Source organism: Pseudomonas fjordensis (assembly GCF_976987115.1).
On the sequence record NZ_OZ336860.1, the window covers coordinates 3748666 to 3764564 of the forward strand.

Sequence of the window (15899 nt, forward strand, 5' to 3'; positions counted from 1 at the left end):
AACAAGATGAAGCGCGTCTACACTGCACCCATCCACCGGGAACGTTCCCATCGACTGCGGATATTTGTCATGGCCCGACTCGAGCAATATGCCCCCCGGTTGCCCGCCACCGGTGGCCTGTGCCCCCGGCGTGAGCGCATCGCCAAGCAACTGATCCTTGCCAACCTCGGCGAAAGCCTGGCGATCGCCGACCTGGCCCAGGCCTGCGCCTTGTCGCGCAGCCATTTTTCCCGCGCCTTCAAATGCACCACCGGGCTGTCGCCCCAGGAATGGATTCGCCAGCAACGCATCCAGCGCGCCAAGGAATTGATTACCGGCTCGTCCCTGAGCCTCACGCAGATCAGCCTGGAATGCGGCTTTTGCGACCAGGCACACTTTTGTCATATGTTCACCCGCAGCGAAGGCGTCAACCCGATGACCTGGCGAAACCACCACTCGCGCAGCAAACCTGATGTGATCGCTGCCTAGTGGTCTGCGCGCACCTGGAATATGCTGGCCGCTCTCTTCCTCCAGAACCTGGGCAGCCATGAATGACTTGAGCGACCAGGCCGTGCATTTCGGCCCCTATCGCATCCACCCGCGCCAGCGCCTGGTGCTGGAGGCCGGTCGCCCGCTACGCCTGGGGCGGCGGGCGGTGGACATTCTGCTGATCCTGCTGGAGCACGCCGGCAATGTGGTGAGCAAACAGGAGTTGATCGCACGGGTCTGGCCCAAAAGTGTGGTGGAAGACGGCAACCTGCGGGTGCACATGGCCGCGTTGCGCAAGGCACTGGGTGACGGCCAGGCCGGGCAGCGCTATATCGTCACGGTCGCCCAGCGCGGCTACAGTTTTGTTGCGCCACTGAGCATCGAACCCATGACGCTGCCCACCGACGGTGCGCCCCAACGCCCCAGCCATAACCTGCCCCTGCGCCGCACACGCATGATCGGCCGCCAAGCGCTGATCGACGCCCTGGTGCAACAACTGCCGCAGCAACGTTTCATCACGCTGACCGGTGCCGGTGGCATCGGCAAGACTACCGTGGCCTTGCGCGTCGCCGAATTGCTGATCGGGCATTACCGCGACGGTATTCACCTGCTGGACCTGGCGCCGCTCAGTGCAGCGTCCATGATCCTGCCCAACCTGGCCGCCCTGCTCGGCCTGACACCGGGCGAAAATACGGCCCTGGCCAGCCTCGCTCGCAGCCTGCAGGCACGCCAGATGCTGCTGGTGATCGACAACTGCGAGCACCTGCTCGACGACATCGCCCTGATCAGTGAAACCCTGCTGCGCCATGCACCGCACCTGCACATCCTCACCACCAGCCGCGAAGCCCTGCGCGCCGAAGGTGAATATGTGCAGCGCCTTGAACCGCTGGCCTGCCCGCCCGCCACCGGCAACCGCGCCCAGGCCCTGGGTTACCCGGCCATGCAATTGCTGATCGAGCGCGCCATGTCCCACCAGGAGAGCTTTGCCCTCAGCGACGCTGAACTGCCCCTGGCGATTGATATCTGCCAGCGCCTGGACGGCATTCCCTTGGCCATCGAACTGGTGGCCGCGCAAATCGAACGGTTTGGCTTGCCGGGCCTGTTGGTGCAGATGGAAGACAACTTTCGCCTGCTGACCCGCGGGCGACGCACTGCCCTGCCCCGCCAGCAGACCCTGCGCGCCACGCTCGACTGGAGCTTTGACCTGCTCACCGAGTGCGAACAAATCTGCCTGCGCCGCCTGGCGGTCTTCCGGGGCGGCTTTAGCCTGGTCAGCGCAGCGGCGGTGATCGCCGGGGAGCAAGTGGCCCCCGCCGAAGTGCTGGGCTCCATCACGCAACTGGTGGCCAAGTCGTTGTTGAATGTGGAGGCCAGCGATGACGAAATGGTCTATCGCCTGCTGGACATCACCCGCACCTATGCTCTGGAAAAGCTCAGCCAGGCCTGCGAGTTGCCCGCCACGCGAGAACGCCATGCCGCACGCTGCCTGGCGCTGATGGAACAGGCCCAGGCCGACTGGGACTTGATCGCCACGCAGCCGTGGATCGACCGCTATGCACCGCTGCGCGAAGACGTGCGCGCCGCTCTCGACTGGGGCTTTGCCGATAGCGGTGCGCAGTTGCTGGCTATCCGCCTGACGGTCAGCGCAATGCCCCTGTGGCAAGAACTGTCGTTGCTGCGTGAGCACGGCGGCTATGTGGATCAGGCGCTGGCGCTGATCGATCAAGTCACCGCGCCTTGCACCCAATTGACCCTGCAACTGCAATTGGCCCTGGGCAGCCTGTCCTATCACGCCATGGGCGCTGCGCCTCGGACCATTGCAGCATTCGAGGGGGCCGCGCGCCTGGCCGAGGCGCGCCAGGATCGTGCCGGCCAGTTGCGCGCGGTCTCCGGGCTGATGGCGGTGAACCTGTGTGCCGGGCGCTACGGCCCAGCGCAGGAGCTGAGTGTGCAGTTCGAACGCCTCGACCCACGCAACGAGCCGTTGCTGGACCTGAGCGCCCAGCGGCTGCGTGCGCTGGGCCAGCATTACACCGGTAACCAGGCCCTTGCGCGGCACCACGCCGAGCAGGTGCTGCAGCGTATGTCCCAAAGCGGTCACGTGAACCGCTTTGCCCTCGGGGTTGGCGTGCAATACGACCAGAGCGTCGCCTCCTTGACCGTGCTGGCGCGAATCCTGTGGTTGCAAGGCTTTGCCGATCGCGCCTGGCGCACCGCCAGCCAAGCATTGGAGTTGGCGCTGCAGATCAACCACGGCACCTCGATCTGCTACACCCTGGCCCTGGCTGGGATAGTGATCGCCCGCTACAACGGCGCCGAAGACGATGCCCAAGCCCTGCAACGGCTGCTGCTGGAGCAGTCGCACCAGCATTCGGTGCAGTTGTTCCAGACCTGGGCCGGGCATTACGCCGGTATTCTTGGCCACCCGGATTGGCAAGGCCTGGGCCTGATCCAAGACACCTTGATCACCTTCGGTACCCATGCAGTGGATGCGCCCACCCTGGAGCGCGCGCGCAGTGGTGCGGCGGGCTGGTGCGCCCCGGAGATTCTGCGGGTGTACGCCTTGCAGCTAGAGGATGAGCACGCCGCCGAAGCCCTGCTGCTGGAAGCGCTAGGCCTGGCGCACCAGCAAGGTGCCCTGGCCTGGGAGCTGCGCTGCGGCGAATCTCTGGCGCAATTGTGGCAACAGCAGGGGCGCATTCAGCTCGCCAGGGATTTGCTCGGTTCAATCCATGCACGCTTCAGCGAAGGCTTCGACACCCAAGATCTACTGCGCGTGCGCTGCCTGCTCGACGAGTTGCAGGACAAACGGCCGGCCTGAGAACGCGCCCAGGCAAGGCGCGTAGCCTTGCTGCAAACGCTCGACCTGACGCGGGTCGCGCAGTTGCCCCAAAGCGTAGCTGCGCACACAGTTGAGCAGCCGATAGCGCGCTGGGCCCAGGCCGGGCTCGACGCTCAGCAACGAGACGTTGACCAGGCGTGCCAGCAGGTAAGACAGGTCGGCATGTTCAAGCTCGGTACCGGCCACCATGTCACTCAGGCCGGGTAAGGTGACCGCCATCTTGAACAGGCTCAGTTGCAGAAACAGCCAGCACTCCGGCAGGCTCAGGCGCTCGTAGCTCCAATCCAGGGCCGCGGTGAGTGAGCGATGACGCTCCACCGCCGTGCGCCGCCCTCGGGCCAGCACTTGCAAGCCCGTGCGTACTTGCATCTGCACACCGCCGATGCCCAACGCATCCACCTGGGCGGCCGCCAATTCCAGGGCCAGCGGCAGGCCGTCCAGGCGCCGACACAGGTCGCGCAGCGGCGCCAAATCCTGGGGCCGCAAATTAAACCCCTGCTGATTGGCACGCGCGCGCGCCACGAACAGCTGCACCGCAGGACAGGCCATCGCCTGTTCGACATTGGCCGACGGCGACGGCACCGCCAGCCCAGGCACGCGTACCACCCACTCGCCAGGGGCCAGCAAGGCTTCGCGACTGGTGATCAGCACGCTGATGCCAGGCGCCGTCGCGCGCAGCGCACGCAGCAGCTGTCGACACGCGCCCAGCAGCAGGTCGGTGCCGTCGAGTACCAGCAGCAACTGGCGCGAGGCCAGGCGCCGGCCCAGTTCGTTGAAACTGTCGGGCGTCGAATGCAACTGCAGTACCCTGGCGAGGCTGCCGAGCAGTTCGCTCGGCGCTTGCACAACGGCCATGTCGAGCCACCATACGCCGTCGCGATAACGCGGCAATGCCCGCTCGGCCAGAGCCAGGGCCAGTGTGCTCTTGCCAATGCCGGCCACGCCGGTGAGGGTCAACAAGCGCTGCACGGCCAAACGCCGCGCCAGCACGCCCACCAATTCATCGCGCCCCCACACCGGGCTCAGCCGCGCCGCCAGGTTGTGCTGAGGCAGCAGCGTCGGCAGCGCGTCCTGCGCAGGCGCAGCGAAGCAGTAACCGCGCTGGGGGTGATTGAGGATCCAGCGTTGGCCGTCCAGGGCGCGACGCAATGCGGCAATGTGCACGCGCAGGTTGCTCTCTTCGACGACGCTGTTGGGCCACACCCGCTCGATCAAGGTCGCCTTGCTGATGAAGTGCCCGGGGGCTTCGAGCAGTACCGCAAGAATATCCAAGGCTCGCCCGCCCAGTGGTACCGGCCAGCCCGCCTTACTGACCAGGCGCTGCTGCCGATGAAAGGTGTAGGGGCCAAAGCTCACCGCCGTAGCATTTTGCATGTCCGTCACAGCGCTGAAACACCCGTGCTTGAGTGCCTGCGCATCCTTTTTCCATGGGCTCGACGCTATCTTGCCAGTTGGCGATGACAGGACAATGCTGGCACGGGGAGCGATACGGACAATCGGGTGCCTGAGACGGACATGCTGTCGTTAACTGAACTGTTGTCGGTATTGGGTAGGGTTCAAACCGAGCTTTTCGCTGAACAGAAAGCGCATATGCCGCACGCTGCCAAAGCCTGCGTGGAAGGCCACGGTCTTGAGCGGCAGGTCGGTGGTTTCCAGCAGGTGCCGGGCCCGGTCGATACGCGCGCCTTGCAGGAAAGCCATGGGCGTCATCTGCACGTCCTTGGCGAACAGCCGCGCAAAGTGGCGCGCGCTCATGCCTGCCAGCTCGGCCATGGACTCGATGGTAAAGGGCTGATCCAGATGCGCCAGCACGTGGTTCTGCACACGGGTGATCGGGGTCTCTTGCGGCGCCACGGCAGCAGTCATCGGGCTGAACTGGGCCTGGCCGCCCTGGCGTTTCATCACCACCAGCAGCACCTTGGCCACGTCCACCGCCACTTGCTTGCCGTGGTCCTGGGCCACGACCGACAGGGCCAGGTCGATACCTGCGGTGACGCCGCCAGAGGTGATCAGGCGCCCGTCCTGCAAATAGATGCGATCGGTCTCGACGATGGCGTTGGGAAACGCCTTGATCAACCGTTCGGTGTAGTGCCAATGGGTGGTCACGCGGTGCCCGTCGAGCAAGCCTGCGTGGCCGAGCACAAAAGCGCCGGTGCAGATCGAGCCAAAACGCCGAGCCCGTGCCGCCGCCGCTTTGAGCCAAGGCAACAACGCGGGGTGGCATTCGTTATAGGCGCCGGGGCCGCCGGGCACCAGCAGCAGGTCATAGGCCGCCTGGGCCTGTTCCAACAGCAGATCGGTCTGCACGCTCACGCCGTTGGACGCCCGCAACGGGCCGGGCTCGGTGCCGATGGTCAGGATCTGGTAGTGATCGGCCGCCGGCAAGTAGCGGTTAGCAATCGAAAACACTTCCAGCGGCCCGGCCATGTCGAGCAGCAGGAAGTCCGGGAACAGCGCCATGGCCACGGTTTTCATAAGCGGGAAATGTCCATCGAAAAGGAGTGCGGCGAGCATTATGGCACGACTTTAACTGTCAACCTGAAAGCGACAGTTATTCTATTTTCATCTTCTTAATCAATCATTTGTTAACCATTAACCTTCTTCTCAACGCAAGCGCCCTGCATCTCGCAGCCCGCGCTCACTTGAGGACTGGACCATGCTGACCCTTCGCAAAGCTTCCGAACGCGGCGCCGCCAATCACGGTTGGTTGAAGTCGTTCCACACCTTCTCTTTCGCCAACTACTGGAACCCCAAGGAGCAGGGTTTTTCCGACCTGCTGGTGATCAACGATGACCGCGTCGCCGCAGGCAAAGGCTTCGGCCAGCACCCGCACCGCGACATGGAGATCTTCTCCTACGTGCTCGAAGGCGCGCTGGAACACAAGGACACCCTGGGCACCGGCTCAGTGATCCGCCCCGGCGATGTGCAACTGATGAGCGCCGGCAGCGGCGTGGCCCACAGCGAGTTCAACCATAGCCAGCGTCATGGCGTGCACTTCCTGCAAATCTGGATCGTGCCCAACGAAGCCGGCGCCAAACCGCGCTATCAGCAAGAGCATTTCACTGAAGCGCAAAAACGTGGGCGATTGCAGTTGATCATCTCGCCGGAGGGCGCCAACGGTTCGCTGAAAGTGCGCCAGGACGCACGGGTGTATGCCGGCCTGTTCGACGGTGACGAAAGTGCCCGCCTGGAACTGGCACCGGATCGCTACGCCTACATCCATGTGGCGCGCGGCAGCGTGGAACTTAACGGCCAGCGCTTGCAGGAAGGCGACGGTGTACGCGTACGGGACGAACGCCAGATCCGCCTGAGCCATGGTGAAGACGCCGAAGTGCTGGTGTTTGACCTGCGCCCCAACGAACTGCCGCAAATGCCATGACGGCCGCAGTGATGGTCCCGCCAGCGGGACCATCGTTGGCGTCGATAGTCACCATCAGCGCAATGAAGTTCTCTTAAAAAATGCAACGCGTAACATCAAACCCATGCCAAACGGCACCCAACTAAAACACTCGGAGCACACCATCATGAAACGCCAACTCTTGCTTAGCCTCGCTTTCTCGGTACTCGCTGCAAACGCTTTTGCCCACCCGGTTGTCGCTGAAGGCGGTGCGGATCGCCTGATAGAAACCCGCGTTGCCGAAGGTGGCGCGGATCGCCTGCAAGAACGCGGTTTGGCTGAAGGTGGTGCTGATCGCCTGCAGGAACGCGGCCTGGCTGAAGGCGGTGCGGATCGCTTGCAAGAACGTGGCCTGGCTGAAGGCGGTGCTGATCGCCTGCAAGAACGTGGCCTGGCTGAAGGCGGTGCCGATCGCCTGCAAGAACGTGGCCTGGCTGAAGGCGGTGCGGATCGCTTGCAAGAACGCGGTCTGGCTGAAGGCGGTGCGGATCGCCTGCAAGAACGTGGCCTGGCTGAAGGTGGTGCCGATCGCCTGCTGAGCACCCACGTATAACCCCGCACTGTTGGCGGGACACCCCAAACCGGCCTGATCAGCCGGTTTTTTTTCGTCTTCAATTTCTACATCACACTACCCCCCCGTAACCACGATGCGAAGCGAGCCGCTCTTGATCTTGATCTGCTTTTGATCTCAGGCGCCCCGTCAAACCACGCTGGCCGGAATTCGCCAGGGATTTGGGGGGTAAACCGGCAGGGATGCCGGTTTAGCCGCCCCGCGCCATGGATGGCGCGTGGCGGCGGCCCCCCAAATCACTGGCGGATTACGGGCACACCGAGCCTAGGCGAGGTGCCGAGTGGTGGGGCAAGAGCGCTTTGCTTACTTTCGCGCTTTTCGAAAGTGAGCCGCCGTCAGGGCGGAACCCTAAGTGGCCGTTACCGCAGCAATGGATATGTACACAATCCAACTGTGTCGCCTGTCAGGCCGCCTTCGCGAGCAAGCCCACACAGTTGGAGTGTGGGGTGTCAGGTAGAGAGGCGTCGACTGGCAGGCCGTCATCGCAGGCAAGCCAGCTCCCACAGCTGGATCGTGGGGTGTCAGGTAGATAGGTGTCGGCTGACAGGCTCCCACAGTTGGATCACGGGGCAGTCAGAAACTTCTTGCGATACGCCGCCGGCAGCATCCCCACCCGCTGCTGAAACAACCGCCTAAACGAATTACTGTCCTCATAACCCACCGCATACGTAATGCTGTCGAGCGTCATCCGTGTCGACTCAAGCATCTGCTTGGCACGCTCCAGACGCAGGCTCTGCAGATAACCAATCGGCGTACACCCCGTGGCCTCCTTGAAGCGCCGCTTGAAATTACGCACCCCAAAGCCAAAGCGCTGGGCAACCTCGTCAATCACCAATGACTGCGCAAAGTGCTGCTCCAACCAATGCTGCACACGCAGGATCTGCGCATCACCGTGGCTCTTGGGCAGCGACCACATCGCGTAGGCCGACTGCTCGGTGCGGCCGGCATCGATCAGCAAGTACTTGCCGCAGGTATGAGCCAGCTCCGGCGAGCCGAAACGGCGGATCAGGTGCAGCATCAAGTCCATCGCCGCCGTAGCGCCCCCGCACGTGATCAGGCGATTGTCTTCGCAAAGGATCTGCCCCTCATCCAGGCTGACCTGGGCATATCGACGCCGGAAGAACCCGGCAAATGCCCAGTGAGTCGTCGCACGCAAGCCGTGCAATAAGCCGGTCTCGGCCAGCATGAAGGCCGCCGTGCACATGGAAGCCAACACGGCGCCCTGCCCATGCTGCTCACGCAACCAGCGGCCGTAGGCAGCAAACGTCGGCATAGCCTCCTTGAGGGTAAAGAGAAACCCGGGAATCAGCACCAGGTCCGTGTGCGCGATCTGCGCCAGTGAACCCTGCACCTGCAAGCGCTGCCCGCCCCATGCTGTCACCGGCTGGCCGTCCATAGACGCGAGCATCACCTCAAACGGCGGGCTGTCAGCGAACAGATTGGCCGCACTGAGCATCTCCATGGCCAGGGTGGCACTGGCAGCGGAACATTGATCCGCCAGGAGCAAGGTGACATGCATGTAAAAACTCCGGCTTGCACTTTTCGCATGTAATAAGTCATTTACGCATCTACCTTAGCCGATTCCGCCCCCGTACAGTGCGGCCATTGATCAACTGTCTGGCGTCTTTATGAATCTCTGGTTTCGATTACTGCACATGCTGTTGCGCCGCCCCTGGCGCAAACCGGTTCACGGCCTGGCCACCACGGTGGTGCGCATGCGCGTCTGGCCGCTGGACCTGGACCTGAACCGGCATGTCACCAATGGCCGGTATTTCACCCTGGCCGATGTGGCACGCATGGATTTTGTGCTGCGCACGGGCGCTTTTCGCGTGGCGCTGCGTCACAAGGCTATGCCGATAGTTGGCGATACCTGGGGCAAGTTCCGTCGGGAATTGAAGCTGTTCGAGGCATTCGACGTGCACACCCGCATTCTCGGCTGGGACCACAAGTGGAACCTGATGGAGCACCGCTTCGTCAGCAATGGGCGGGTGGTCGGCGTGGTGGTGATGCGCGGGCTGTTTCGCTCCGCCAAGGGCACCCTGCCCCCGGCTGAATTTATCCGCGAGCTGGGCTTGGACGACACTTCACCGCCGATGCCGCAATGGTTGTGCGACTGGGCACGCAGTTGCGATGAGATGAGTGCGCAATTGCGCGAGGAAGAGCAGGTTTAAAAACCCCGGCTAAGCCTCGCGTTTGAGCTTCAAATGCCGCGCATACCATGGCCGCTGCGGTACACGTTTGAACAGGCCCTTGAGCAGCTCTTCATCGGCACCGAAGGTAATGCGCAGGGCCAGCTTCATGATCTCCGGATCCATTTCCATCGAGCGCCCCTGCTGCAGCCCCGGCGTGGTGCTGCAGCCGTGGGTGTCCGGGCCCAGCCACGGGTCGCCTATTTCGACCCAGCGGCCTGGCGCGAACCAGGCCACGCCGTTGACTTCCAGTCGGCTCACCTCGCCTGGGTTGAAGCGCTCGTGGGCACGAAACCAGTCTTCAATGCGGTCATCGATCCAGCCGTGGAAATGCCAGAACACCGGGTTTACATGGGATGAAAACGGGTCGCCCAAAAAGTCGTTCTCCGGCGCATACCAACGTGCGGCAAAGTCTGCGGGGTCACGGGCGAAGGGTACCGGGGCGCCGTTGGACGGGTCGCGGGGCACCGAGGCCCAGCGCATATGCAGCCAATCGTGCAGGCCCAGTTCCATTTCCGAGCCCAGTTGGCCCAGGCTCAACTTGGCCAGGTAGCGCGGATCGCGGTACTGGGATTCCCACACCTGGAAGTTGCTGTGGTAGGTCTCGGCCGCCTTGATATCGCTGACCCACTGGGTGTAGTCGGCGTCATCCGGCGCCGACCAACAGGGCGGCAGCGCGAAACCGTCGTGATTGTCGAAGTAGCGCACAAAGCCCAGGCGATCGCGCTCCAACGGCGGTTGCGGCTCGGGGAATTGCGGCCAGGACGGCAAGTCCTGCATGGAGCGTGCGGTGCCGAGCATGTGGCGGTGCATGAAGAAAAAGTCGATGCCCGAGCCATTGCGGTCTTTGCGCTTGCCGCGGGCGTCGCGCTCCTGGCCACGGGGCCCGGGCTGCCAGCCGATGCCGCGCAGAGCTTCGCGTTTTTCTTCGGAGAGCTTGTGCCACTGGTCGCGGGTGGCGTGCCACAGTTGGTGAAACAGGCGGTGCTCGGGAGAAATCAGCCAGGCCAGCAAGGTCGGGTTGAGGCCGATGCGCTGGCGGGCTTCGGGGAACAGTTGTTTGTGGGCGATAAAACGGTTGTCGCGTTCGGTCAACGCCAGGGGCCGCTCAAGGTCGAGGATGTGCCCGCTGAGGGTGGCGCTGCCGGCATTGCCGAAATCGGCCCAGACTTCATCCAGGGTCATCTTGAATTCATAGGCCGGCACGTCGCCGGCTGAATCACGGTCGATCAAGCGCCAATAGAGCACGGCGCCCTCGCCCGTCAGTAGGTCGCCCAAGACGCGGTAGCGCGGCTCGCCGTCGGCGCGCAATTGCTCGGCGGTATCCAGGTAACCGCGCAGGCCACGGCCACGGGGGGCGATGTCCAGCAGCAACTCCAGCCCTTGCAGCGGCAGGCCCGCAAGGCCGGCATCGCGGCCTTCCAGGCGCAGGCTCCAAACGCCCCGCAGGGTGTTCGCCAGGTGCTGGCCCTGGGTGTCAGCGAGGTCGACCGTGGCTTCGCCGGGGGTGATGGGAAACGCTTCTTCCCGTGTCAACTCGCGATGGGCATAAAAAGCCGCGGGCACGGCTGCACCAGTCAGCGCCAGGCCTGCGATGAACCCACGTCGAGAGATTGTCATTGGCTACCTTAGGAAACGGCTTGATCAGAGCTAGAACGTTTGCAGCCCGACGAAATTTACCGCCCTGCCCCCGCCACCTAAATTTCCCCCGCCATCGCTCGTTCCTCCCTGATAGCAAAGGCCTCAACTGACTGAGATGGCAATGACAAAATCACGTTCGAAAAAGGCGCTGTATATCGGCCTGCCGCTGGCCCTGGCTATCGGCGCCGGGGCGGGCTTGCTGGTCTGGGATCAGTGGTTCAAGGGCAACGCCGGCTACCCGCTGGAGGTGATCAAGCAGGCCAATGAAATGCAGGATCGCCTGTTGTCATTCGACAGCCACATCACCCTGCCCCTGGATTTCGGCACGGCGGGCAATGAGGCCGACAAGGATGGCAGCGGCCAGTTCGACCTGGCCAAGGCCGCCCGCGGGCGATTGTCGGGCGCCGCGCTGACGATCTTCGGCTGGCCGGAAATCTGGAACGGCGCCAACGCCCCGCACAAGCCCACCGACGGTTTTGTCGAGGAGGCCCGCCACGAGCAGGAGGTGCGCTACAAGATCATCTCCGGCATGGTGCGTGACTTTCCCAACCAGGTGGGCATTGCCTACACCCCGGACGATATGCGCCGCCTGCACGGCGAAGGCAAGTTCGCGATCTTTATCAGCATGCTCAACGCCTACCCCCTGGGCAATGACCTGAACCAGCTGGACCTGTGGGCCGCACGCGGCATGCGCATGTTCGGCTTCAGCTACATCGGCAATAATGCCTGGTCCGACTCCTCGCGCCCGCTGCCGTTTTTCAATGACTCCACCGACGCCCTTGAGGGCTTGTCGCCTATCGGCCAGCAAGCGGTGCATCGCCTCAATGACCTGGGGGTGATCATCGACGTGTCGCAGATGTCGACCAAGGCCCTGGAACAGGTCGCGCAGTTGAGCCGCACGCCGATGGTGGCGTCCCACTCGGCGCCACGGGCGTCGGTGGACATCCCGCGTAACCTCAGTGACAAGGAACTGCAACTGATCAAGAACAGCGGCGGCGTGGTGCAAGTGGTGGGCTTCCCCGCCTACCTGCGCCCCTTGAGCCAGCCGACCCAGGACAAGCTCAACGTCCTGCGCGCACGCTTCGACCTGCCGCCACTGCCCAACCTGGCCATGGCCTTGATGCCCGGCGATGCAATCATTGCCGCCTGGCCCGAGCAACGTTTCGGCCAATACGCCAGCGCGCTGTACGGCATTCTCGAGGAAGAACCCAAGGCCACCCTCAAGGATCTGGGCGATGCCATCGACTACACCGTGCGCAAGATCGGCATCGATCATGTCGGCATTGCCTCGGACTTCAACGACGGCGGCGGCCTCCAGGGCTGGGAGAACGTCGGCGAGGTGCGCAACGTCACTGCCGAACTGATCCAGCGCGGCTACTCCGAGGCCGATATCGCCAAGCTGTGGGGAGGCAACTTCCTGCGGGTGTGGGAGCAGGTCCAAAAAGCCGCCAAGCCATTGGCCAATCGCTAACTACCATGAAGTAAGTCCATGACCGACCGCCGTACATTTCTCAAGCAGGCCGGCGTCTTTGCCGCGAGCCTGCCGCTGGGCACCGCGTTGCTGCCTCAGGCAGTGGCCGCCGTTACGAACGACCCATGGACGGGATTGAAACAGCTGTTCAACCAGGACCCGAGCTACCTGCACTTTTCCAACTTCCTGGTGGCCTCGCACCCAAGGCCTGTGCGCGAGGCCATCGAGCGCTACCGCCAGCAGATCGACCGCAACCCTGGCCTGGCCATGGACTGGGACCTGCAGGAAACCTGGAAGCGTGAAGGCCAGGTGCGCGAGTGGGCCGGCCGTTACCTGAACGCCAAACCGGCGCAGATCGCCCTCACCGGCAGCACATCCGAAGGGCTGGCGATGATCTATGGCGGGATCAAGGTGCGCGCCGACCAGGAAATCCTCACCACGGTGCATGAACACTACGCCACCGCGTTCAGCCTGGATTTCAGGGTGCGCAAGGAGCGGACCCAGGTACGTAAAATACGCCTGTTCAACAACGCCCATCAGGTCTCGGCCGACGAGGTGCTGGGCAATATCCAGCGCAATATTCGCCCCAACACTCGCGTGCTGGGCATGACCTGGGTGCAGTCCGGCAGCGGCGTGAAATTGCCCATCGGTGAGATCGGCAAGCTGGTGGACGAACACAACCGCAACCGTGACGAGCCAGATCGCCTGCTCTATATCGTTGATGGCGTGCACGGCTTCGGCGTGGAAGACCTCGACTTCCCGAGCATGCAGTGCGACTTCTTCATCGCCGGCACCCACAAGTGGATGTTCGGCCCGCGCGGCACCGGCCTGGTGTGCGCCCGCGAGACCGAAAACAAATACGTCACACCGATGATTCCGACCTTCTCCGAAGACAAGGACTTCGCCACGACCATGACGCCCGGTGGCTACCACGCCTTCGAACATCGCTGGGCCGCCGATGAAGCCTTCAAGTTGCACCTGCAACTGGGCAAGGCGCCGGTGCAAGCGCGTATCCATGCCCTCAACACCGAATTCAAGGACCAACTGCTGGCCCACCCGCAGATCGAACTGGTCACGCCGCGCAGCCCCGAGCTGTCAGCGGGTTTCACCTTTTTCCGGGTCAAGGACCAGGACAGCGATGCCGTCGCGGCCTACCTGATGAAAAACCGCGTGGTGGTGGACGCGGTGGACCGTGACGTTGGCCCGGTGATTCGCACCTCACCGGGCCTGCTTAACAACTCCGATGAGATCCAGCGCTTCATGGCCCTGCTGAGCCAGCGGTTATGACCCCTTTTCCCTTTGAACGAGATGCCTCCATGATTCCATCCCAACTCAAACCCCTCACCGCACTGGCACTCACCGCCCTGTGCGGCGCCTTGCTACCCGGCCTGGCCCAGGCCGCTACCCCACAACCTGGCAAGGTGTTCAAAGACTGCAAGGACTGCCCGGAAATGGTGGTGCTGCCCGCCGGCACCTTCACCATGGGCACGCCCGAAGACGAAGTGGGCCGCGAGCCCGACGAAGGCCCGATGCATGAGGTGACCTTCGCCAAACCGTTCGCCATGAGCCGCTTCCATATCACCGCCGGCGAATGGGACAGCTACGTGCGCCAGACCGGAGTCAAGATTGCCAATGGCGACGACCGCCCCGGCCGCGAATGCATCGCCAGCAAGCCGCGTTACCCCCAGGGGCCACGTCAGCCGGCGGTGTGCATGGACATGGACGACATCAAGCAGTACGTGAGCTGGTTGTCGAAGAAAACCGGGCATAAGTACGACATGGTCAGCGAAGCCCAGCGTGAATACGCCGCCCGCGCCGGCACCAGCGGCCCGTTCCCCTTCCCGTTCGACGAAGGCAAGGGCTACAGCATCGCCCAACACGCCAACACCTACGGCCCGGCGGACGGCTACAGCTATTCGTCGCCCGTGGGCAGCTACCCACCGAATGCCTTTGGCATGTATGACATGCACGGCAACGTGTATGAGCGGGTGGCTGATTGCGAGCATCCGAACTACGTCGGCGCGCCGACGGATGGCAGTGCCTGGGTTGAGCCCAACTGCAAGGCCTACCAGATTCGCGGCAATGACTGGGGCGAGGCGCCGGTGTTTTCACGCTCGGGCAATCGCAACAACATCTACCCGCAGACGCGCGGGGATTGGATCGGCTTTCGGGTCGTGCGCGAGCTGTAAAACCTTGTAGGAGCGAGCTTGCTCGCGAAAAACTCACAGACGCCGCGCTTATTCAGGAAGCGCAAGTAATCGTTGACGTTTTTCGCGAGCAAGCTCGCTCCTACAGGGTTCAGCCTTGTTTGGCCAACAGCTCCAAGCCTTCATGCAGCGCCGGGAACAGGCTGTTGTTGAAGTTGTTCCAGCGCAGCTCAAGGATGGTGTCCTCAGGCGAAATCTCGGTCTTGAGCACGTCGTGGAACACCTCTCCCGAATCGATGCCGTTATCCACGTAGTGGAATGACGCACCGGTCCAATACAACGGCTCGCACGCCTGCGTCGCTTTGCTCGCCCAGTCGGTGATTGCCTGCCCACGTGCGCCGTACAGCGCATTCCAAGTGGCGTACGCCCCACGGCGTTCGTACGGCGACTCGAGGCGGGTGATGCCCGGATGAATGTTCATGATGCGCCGCGCAAACGGCGCACCTGGGCGCACCAGTTCGTCGAGGATCACCAGCAAACCATCCAGCACCACGATGTCAGCCTTCAACTCCACCAAAGTGTCATGCAGGCGACGCTCGAAATCCTGCTTGCCGGCGACATGCTCGGCGCTGCCCCGTGGCAGGCGACGATAGGTTGACGGCACGCTCAGCAGCAGGTCATTGACCAACGTGCCCTGCACACGTAAATCCGCCGGATACAGCCACTGACGCCCCGGCTGGTAAGCAAAGCCATAGTCCGCCACCAACTGCTGGTCACGCGGGTTTTGCTCATCGTCGTCATACACCACGCCCACCAGGTTGTAAGCCTCGCCCAGCGGCGTGTCGTTGAGCGAGCCCACCAGAAACTCCAGCACCGATTTCATATAGCGCTCGTGGTCTTTATAGGCCACCGGCTGCCCCGCCTTGTCGGCGGCGGCATTTCTCAGGGACCAGACATACACCAGGTTCTTTTTCGTCATGTGTTTCGCTCTCGCTCAAAGGGCCACGCACGGCATTGATGCACGTGCGCCTACAGAACAAGAACGAACCAGGCCCCGGGCAATTTATCGCCCACGGCCACCGCCCGGCACGCCGCGCTAAATAGTCACGGCACAGCTTCGTTTGTCATGGGTAAGGGTCTGTGTGCCCAGCCCCCTCTTTTTCACTTTCCGGG

13 protein-coding genes are annotated in these 15899 nt (G+C 63.0%); 8 read left to right on the forward strand and 5 right to left on the reverse strand.

Annotated features, from left to right (window positions below):
- Nucleotides 1–69: 69 nt before the first annotated feature.
- Nucleotides 70–468: a helix-turn-helix domain-containing protein gene (locus ACWHXD_RS16755; protein ID WP_003191911.1), complete on the forward strand. Its 399-nt coding sequence runs from the start codon at nucleotides 70–72 to the stop codon at nucleotides 466–468.
- A gap of 58 nt (nucleotides 469–526) precedes the next feature.
- A complete protein-coding gene (locus tag ACWHXD_RS16760) occupies nucleotides 527–3289 on the forward strand; it encodes an ATP-binding protein (protein ID WP_499084272.1) in 2763 nt (920 codons plus the stop codon).
- Here ACWHXD_RS16760 and ACWHXD_RS16765 read toward each other — a convergent pair.
- Together ACWHXD_RS16765 and ACWHXD_RS16770 are read right to left on the reverse strand one after the other, a co-directional pair.
- Nucleotides 3236–4684, reverse strand: coding sequence for an ATP-binding protein (locus ACWHXD_RS16765; RefSeq protein WP_138761558.1), 1449 nt, complete (start codon nucleotides 4682–4684; stop codon nucleotides 3236–3238). The genes ACWHXD_RS16760 and ACWHXD_RS16765 overlap by 54 nt on opposite strands.
- Before the next feature lie 150 nt (nucleotides 4685–4834).
- Entirely contained in the window at nucleotides 4835–5785 is a 951-nt protein-coding gene (locus ACWHXD_RS16770) for a GlxA family transcriptional regulator (protein ID WP_138761559.1), read from the reverse strand.
- Nucleotides 5786–5966: 181 nt separating this feature from the next.
- Between ACWHXD_RS16770 and ACWHXD_RS16775 the strand changes: the two genes are divergently transcribed.
- Together ACWHXD_RS16775 and ACWHXD_RS16780 are read left to right on the forward strand one after the other, a co-directional pair.
- Entirely contained in the window at nucleotides 5967–6689 is a 723-nt protein-coding gene (locus ACWHXD_RS16775; RefSeq protein ID WP_138761560.1) for a pirin family protein, read from the forward strand.
- Between the two features lie 145 nt (nucleotides 6690–6834).
- Nucleotides 6835–7260 (forward strand): hypothetical protein, encoded by a 426-nt coding sequence (locus ACWHXD_RS16780; protein ID WP_138761561.1) that lies wholly within the window; start codon nucleotides 6835–6837, stop codon nucleotides 7258–7260.
- 580 nt (nucleotides 7261–7840) lie between these two features.
- Here the strand turns inward: ACWHXD_RS16780 and ACWHXD_RS16785 are convergent.
- On the reverse strand, nucleotides 7841–8797 hold the full coding sequence (locus tag ACWHXD_RS16785) for a GlxA family transcriptional regulator (RefSeq protein ID WP_138761563.1): 957 nt from the start codon (nucleotides 8795–8797) through the stop codon (nucleotides 7841–7843).
- Between the two features lie 109 nt (nucleotides 8798–8906).
- Here ACWHXD_RS16785 and ACWHXD_RS16790 point away from each other — a divergent pair, with 109 nt between their 5' ends.
- Nucleotides 8907–9449: a thioesterase family protein gene (locus ACWHXD_RS16790; protein WP_032896798.1), complete on the forward strand. Its 543-nt coding sequence runs from the start codon at nucleotides 8907–8909 to the stop codon at nucleotides 9447–9449.
- Between the two features lie 9 nt (nucleotides 9450–9458).
- Here ACWHXD_RS16790 and pvdP read toward each other — a convergent pair whose 3' ends face one another.
- Nucleotides 9459–11087: a pyoverdine maturation tyrosinase PvdP gene (gene pvdP, locus ACWHXD_RS16795; RefSeq protein WP_138761564.1), complete on the reverse strand. Its 1629-nt coding sequence runs from the start codon at nucleotides 11085–11087 to the stop codon at nucleotides 9459–9461.
- 142 nt (nucleotides 11088–11229) lie between these two features.
- On the opposite strand from pvdP, the gene pvdM reads away from it, so the two are divergent.
- From pvdM to pvdO, 3 genes are read left to right on the forward strand one after another with little or no spacing between them, the layout of a single operon-like run.
- Complete coding sequence (gene pvdM / locus ACWHXD_RS16800) at nucleotides 11230–12579, forward strand: pyoverdine-tailoring dipeptidase-like protein PvdM (protein WP_032896796.1); 1350 nt, start codon at nucleotides 11230–11232, stop codon at nucleotides 12577–12579.
- Between the two features lie 18 nt (nucleotides 12580–12597).
- Nucleotides 12598–13866, forward strand: coding sequence for a pyoverdine-tailoring periplasmic protein PvdN (pvdN, locus tag ACWHXD_RS16805; RefSeq protein ID WP_138761565.1), 1269 nt, complete (start codon nucleotides 12598–12600; stop codon nucleotides 13864–13866).
- 29 nt (nucleotides 13867–13895) lie between these two features.
- Nucleotides 13896–14768 (forward strand): dihydropyoverdine dehydrogenase, encoded by an 873-nt coding sequence (pvdO, locus tag ACWHXD_RS16810; RefSeq protein WP_138761566.1) that lies wholly within the window; start codon nucleotides 13896–13898, stop codon nucleotides 14766–14768.
- Nucleotides 14769–14877: 109 nt separating this feature from the next.
- Here pvdO and ACWHXD_RS16815 read toward each other — a convergent pair whose 3' ends face one another.
- A complete protein-coding gene (locus ACWHXD_RS16815; protein WP_044274493.1) occupies nucleotides 14878–15705 on the reverse strand; it encodes a formyl transferase in 828 nt (275 codons plus the stop codon).
- Nucleotides 15706–15899: the final 194 nt, after the last annotated feature.